Below are 5842 nucleotides of genomic sequence, written 5' to 3'. Positions count from 1 at the left end.
ACGTAAACACGTTTTATTTAAAGAAGCTAAAATCAAATAATTTGATTTAGAAAAAGAGGAGGCTAATGCCTCCTCTTTTTCTTTAAATTCTCTATGTAAACGGGTGGAAAAATGTTTGGTTATTTCTTATATAAAAAGTTATGGTTTTGTCTTACCCCTTTGGTTAAATTTTATTTTAAGCGTCGAGGTAAAAAAGATCCAAATTATTTAACAAATTTGCAGCAAAGATTTAAAGGAGATTACCAAGAGAACTCTTCTTTAATTTCCCAATGCAAACAATATGGATCACTTCATATACATGCTGCGTCCTTAGGTGAAGTAAATTTAATCTTATCTTTTATTGAGCAGTATTTTTTACTACAACAAAATGGTTTATTGAAAGAAGACTTACTTTTTTCGCCAATTGTTATTACGACAAATACTCCCACAGGATTAAAAGCTGCTAAGCAATTTGTGAAAAAATTTTCCCAAGAGCAGATAACGGTTGTATATACCCCTTTGGAATATGAAAGAGCAATAAATAATTTTATTCATACCTTTCATCCGAAAGTATCATTATTTGTCGAAACAGAGCTTTGGCCTTTGTTCATTCGTAAGTTAAAAGAAACTAGCCAATTATATCTTATAAATGCAAGATTATCAGTAAAGAACTTTTCTAAATATCAAAAGGGCTTGCTTAATGATAGCATCATGAGCTTTAAAAAAGTAATAGCCCAAGATGCAACAAATGCTAGTATTTATCAAGCTCTTATAAGTAAGCAAAAGCTAGAAAATTTAAAACTCTCTTCACAAGAGATTCAATATGGAATTTCAGCTTCACTAGAGAAAAATCTTCTCTTTAAAGTTGAACCTAAATTGAGAAAATATCAACAATTAATTAACTCTACTTTAAGTCCAAAAGTTTTTATAGGTAATAACTTAAAGTTTAATAAGCATAGTTTTAATAAATGGTCACAAGTTACTAATTTACTGTATAAATTCTATAGACAACAAAATAAGGTAAATTTATTATTAGCTTCTACTTATCCTGATGAGGTTGAGATAACTTTACAAGCGATAAAAAGTATAAACAATGGGTTCAATCTCGTTGTTGCCCCTCGTCATCCTGAAAACTTTACAAAAATCTCGCAACTTTTAAAAGATAATAACTGGGTAGTTACGAGTTTATCTAGTATGCAAGAGCAATATAAGAGTTTAATGTCTCAATTATCAAGAGAAGTTGAGAAAGTGGATTTAAACTCATTGTCTTCTCTATCTCATAGTGAACTCTTATCTTTTTTAAAAGACAATAATCAGAATTTATTTAATAAATATTGGGATAAGCTTGAAGAGTTATTAGGATTTAATCACCCTAGAAGTGTGTTATTAATCGATACAATTGGAGATTTAGCAAGTTTTTATCAACTCATGGATTTAACTATTGTTGGGGGAACTTTTAATAAAGTAGGTGGGCATGATTTAATAGATCCTATTTCTCATCTCAATTCGATAATTATAGGTCCTAATTATAAAAATCAGTTAGGAGTTGTCGATAGTTTATCAGCTCTTAATTGTGTAAACGTAATTGAACCATATAGTAAAAATGATGCTCCAAGTGTTTATGTTACCAATTTACAAGCATATATAGTTACTTATATAAAAGAGTATCAAAGTTTAACTGCTAAAGAATTATATAGCTATATTGAAGAGCAATCTTCTTTAGCTGATTTTTCTGATCCTAGTAAATATAGATTTAAAGAGTTATTAGCATATAAGTATTTTTTAAATCAACAAAATGCTCTTCTCAATCATTTAAAAATTTTGGAAATGGTTTAAGATGAAAAAACAAGATGTGATAGCTTTATTACCTGCTAGTTTTGATCCAATTACTTTGGGGCATATGGATTTAATAAAGCGAGCTAGTAAAACTTGTAATAAGTTGATTATTCTTGTGATGAATAATTTTGGTAAGAAATATACTTTTAGTACTCAGCAACGTCTTGAGCTAGTCGAAATTGCTGTTAAAAAGTTAAAAATAGAAAATTGTGATATTGAGGTTAGAGCTTCTAACTCTTTTTTAGCAAAAGAATTTTATGATACTCAAGCCAATTTTATTGTTAGAGGAATAAGAAACTCTCAAGATTTTGACTATGAACATAGTGCAGAGGTAATTAATAGCAAAATATATAAAAAAGATTACCAAGAAGACAATTTTGAAACCTTGTATTTAATTGCTTCAGAGGAGTATACCTATATTTCATCAACATCGGTACGACAACTTTTAACAGATAGAGATAATTTTCTTAACTATGCTACTCTATGGCTAGATGCATCAGTAGCACAAAAGATAGTGGAGTTTTGTAATTTATGATTAAAAGATTAATTATTCCATTTGTGTTATATGTTTCGGTATGGGTATTATCCTTAATATTTTTTTCTGATACTAAAGGGTTAATAACTTCTTTACCTTTATATTTTGAAATAGTAGGGGGATATCTTCCTATTTCTTTCATTATCTATTTATTTTATTTGTATCATAAATCAAAGGAGTAATAAATTATGAGTCATTTAATGGTTGTTGCTCCAATATTTATATACTTTATTGCCTTGTTAAGCTTTAACTTATTTATTAAGTATCGAGATTTAAAATCTTTAAAAGGCAAAAAAGTTAGTTTTATTCAAAATTATTCGGTTTCTGATCGTCGGATGACGGCTTTAGCTTTAGCTATGGGAGCAGCCAGTACTTATGCCTCAGCTTCTTCGTTTATTGGTGGACCTGGTACGGCGTTTTACTATGGTTTAGGCTGGGTTGTAATTGCTTTAATTCAAGTACCGACCATGTGGTTTGTATTTACGGTATTAGGGGATAGAATTAATAAATTTGCCACTAAGTATAATTGTTCAACCGTTAATGAAGTTTTATTAGCAAGGTATAAAAGTCCGTTTCTTGTAAATCTAACGAGCTTAATTCTTGTAGTTTGTTTTATTGCTAGTATTGTAGTGCAATTTATAGGAGCTGCTCGTCTTCTTCAAGGAACCTTAGATATAGATTATAAAGTTGCTTTATTTAGCTTTGTGATTGTAATTGCAATCTATACTTTCTTTGGTAATTTTAAAACTTTAAGCTACTCAGATATTTTACAAGGGAGTATAATGTTCTTAGGAGCAATACTCTTAATTTACTTTACTTTGGATTATATCGGCGGACTAGAAAAAGCTACGGAAGTAATAAAGACTAATAATCCTGAGTTATTCGATCCTTTTAATGCAATTATAACTCCGCAATTATATTTTAGTTTCTGGATTTTAGTCTGTTTTGGGATTTTAGGATTACCACAAACAGTTATTAGAACTATGGCATCTCAGAGTAAAAAAGAGCGTTTTAAAGCAATAATCATTGCAACTATAGTTCTTTTTGTTATCTTAACCGCAATGCACTTAGCTGGTTTTTTAGCTAATGGGGTATTTGCAAGAGATGAAATTAGTAGTCCAGATTTAGTAATTCCAAAGTTAATTACCAAGGTTATGGATCCGCTATTAGCATCTATTTTCTTAATCGCACCTATGGCTGCGATTTTATCAACAATAGATAGCATGTTAATCCAGTGTACATCCACTTTAGTAAACGATATTTATCTTACGAATAAAAATCGTTATTTTCCAACACCTGAGCTTACTGAGAGTGAGTATGTAAAATCGCAAAGAAAGGTGAGATATATTGTTAGATCTACCACGCTAATAATAATTATTTTAGCGGTAATCTTTAGTATAAATCCTCCAAATATTCTTATTTGGTTAAATTTACTTTCATTTGGTGGTTTACAAGCTACATTCTTATGGCCAATACTTCTTGGTTTATTTGTAAAAAGTATCAATAAGTATGCTGCCATTACAAGCGTAGTTGTTGGTATGGGAAGTTATGCGATTTTAACCTTTACAAAATTTAATATTTTAGGTTTCCATCAAATAGTTCCTGCTCTACTGTTCTCATTGATAGCAGTATTTATTGTTCAAATTTTAACTATTAAATTACAAAAAAATTAATATGTCTTGGATTCAAATTACGGTTAAGTTACATTTAACTGATGATAAGTATGCTGAAAAAGTAGCTCAAGCTCTTGATTCATATGGAGCTATTTCTACTACATTTATGGATAATGAAGATGATCCTGTTTTTGAACCTGAATTAAACAAGATTGAATTATGGCCAAATACTAATGTTATTTCTTTATTTGAAAATGATGTAGATGCTGAGCAGATTATTGATAATCTAAAACAATATTTAGCGGTAACAGTATTGGATTATCAAATTGAAGTTTTAGAGGATCAAGATTGGGTTCGAGCATGGATGGATCAATTTCATCCGATGAAGTTTGGTGAAAAATTATGGATTTGTCCATCTAATCAAACAGTTGATGAAGCAGATGCTGTTGTCGTTGATTTAGATCCAGGTTTGGCTTTTGGTACAGGGACGCATCCAACCACAAGAATGTGTTTACAATATTTAGATGCTTTAGCTTTAACTGGTCAGTTACAAGATAAAGTTGTTATAGATTATGGTTGTGGTTCTGGTATCCTTGCTATAGCAGCAATTAAACTGGGAGCAAGAGAAGCTTATTGTGTCGATATAGACCCACAAGCTATTGAAGCTACTTTATCTAATGCAGCAAATAATGGAGTTAAAGATAAAATCAAAACTTATTTAGTTGATGATTTTGCAAAGCTAGATGTTAAAAGTGATATTACGCTTGCAAATATTTTAGCCGGTCCATTAGTTGAATTAGAACCAACTTTAGCAAATCTCACGAGATCACAAGGTCTAATCGCCTTATCAGGTATTTTAGATATAAAAGAAGCTGAAATAATTAACTCTTATCAAAAAGATTTTAATATTTTAGCTGTAGATCATGATGAAGAATGGATTCGAGTGACAGGTATTAAAAAATAGTAAATATAATCCCCTCTGACAAAATCAGAGGGGTATTATTTATTTTAAACGCTCGAATAGATTATTTTCGATTGCAAAATTTGTAAGATTAATATATTGATCTAAGCTTAGTTCTTCAGCACGCATATTTGGCGTAATATTAAATTGAGCTAAGCCTTGCCAGTCTTGATCAAGGATTAATTTGCCTAAAGAGTTACGTATGGTTTTTCTTCTTTGTCCAAAAGCTAATCCAGTTACGGTTTCAAAGTCTTTTACTCGCTTAACCGGATTTTTAATTACTTGATGAGGAATTAATTTAACTACAGCACTATCAACTTTCGGTGCAGGTTTGAAGCTATTTGGTGGTACATCTATAACAGGAATTACGTTACAAAAGTATTGAGTAATAAGACTTAAGCGTCCGTAATGTTTATTACCTTTTACGGCAGCTAAGCGTTCTACAACTTCTTTTTGTAACATAAAAGTCATTTCAGATACTATATCTGTATGATTTAGAAGATGAAGGATTAAAGGACTACTAATGTTATATGGTAAGTTTCCAAAAACTTTCATTTTCTGTTCAGGTTTAGTTAAAGTACTAAAATCTATACTTAGGACATCACTCTCAATGACTTCAAGTTTTTTAGATAAGAATGGATGATTTTTTAATCTTTCGATTAAATCTTTATCTACTTCAATTACTGTTAGGTGGTCAACTTTATCGGTTACAGGTTCTGTAAGAGCCCCAAGTCCTGGACCTATTTCAATTAAGTTGTCGTTATTTGTAGGATTTATCGCTAAGACAATTGCATGGATTATGTCTTGATCAATAAGAAAGTTTTGTCCAAATCTTTTTTTGGCTACATGTCCTAAATGACTTTTGTTTTGCATATGGTTATAAACTTGTTATTTATGTATGTAAAGATAAGGGAAGAA

At 30.3% G+C, this 5842-nt stretch carries 5 protein-coding genes; 4 read left to right on the top strand and 1 reads right to left on the bottom strand.

Going from position 1 to position 5842, the window contains the following annotated elements; genetic code table 11:
- Positions 1-159 precede the first annotated feature (159 nt).
- The 4 genes from CKF59_RS00700 (at position 160) to prmA (ending at position 4927) form a co-directional block, all read left to right on the top strand.
- Positions 160-1815, top strand: coding sequence for a glycosyltransferase N-terminal domain-containing protein (locus CKF59_RS00700; RefSeq protein WP_222985450.1), 1656 nt, complete (start codon positions 160-162; stop codon positions 1813-1815).
- A 1-nt stretch (position 1816) separates the two neighbouring features.
- Positions 1817-2350 (top strand): pantetheine-phosphate adenylyltransferase, encoded by a 534-nt coding sequence (gene coaD / locus CKF59_RS00695; protein WP_119534064.1) that lies wholly within the window; start codon positions 1817-1819, stop codon positions 2348-2350.
- Positions 2351-2538: 188 nt separating this feature from the next.
- The gene (gene panF, locus CKF59_RS00690; RefSeq protein WP_119534063.1) at positions 2539-4023 is read left to right on the top strand and encodes a sodium/pantothenate symporter; all 1485 of its coding nucleotides are present in this window, start codon (positions 2539-2541) and stop codon (positions 4021-4023) included.
- Position 4024: 1 nt separating this feature from the next.
- Complete coding sequence (gene prmA, locus CKF59_RS00685; protein ID WP_119534062.1) at positions 4025-4927, top strand: 50S ribosomal protein L11 methyltransferase; 903 nt, start codon at positions 4025-4027, stop codon at positions 4925-4927.
- A 39-nt stretch (positions 4928-4966) separates the two neighbouring features.
- Here the strand turns inward: prmA and rsmA are convergent, their stop codons facing one another.
- Entirely contained in the window at positions 4967-5797 is an 831-nt protein-coding gene (gene rsmA / locus CKF59_RS00680) for a 16S rRNA (adenine(1518)-N(6)/adenine(1519)-N(6))-dimethyltransferase RsmA (RefSeq protein WP_119534061.1), read from the bottom strand.
- Positions 5798-5842: the final 45 nt, after the last annotated feature.

Origin of the sequence: Psittacicella gerlachiana (genome assembly GCF_003585965.1) — a bacterium.
Lineage (GTDB): Bacteria > Pseudomonadota > Gammaproteobacteria > Enterobacterales > Psittacicellaceae > Psittacicella > Psittacicella gerlachiana.
This window is presented reverse-complemented; position numbering and strand designations above follow the sequence as displayed.

Bases quoted from the DNA above. Each gene is read 5' to 3' on its own strand.
- panF (WP_119534063.1), top strand. From the start codon at position 2,539: ATGAGTCATTTAATGGTTGTTGCTCCAATATTTATATACTTTATTGCC.
- prmA (WP_119534062.1), top strand. From the start codon at position 4,025: ATGTCTTGGATTCAAATTACGGTTAAGTTACATTTAACTGATGATAAG.
- rsmA (WP_119534061.1), bottom strand. From the start codon at position 5,797: ATGCAAAACAAAAGTCATTTAGGACATGTAGCCAAAAAAAGATTTGGA.
- coaD (WP_119534064.1), top strand. From the start codon at position 1,817: ATGAAAAAACAAGATGTGATAGCTTTATTACCTGCTAGTTTTGATCCA.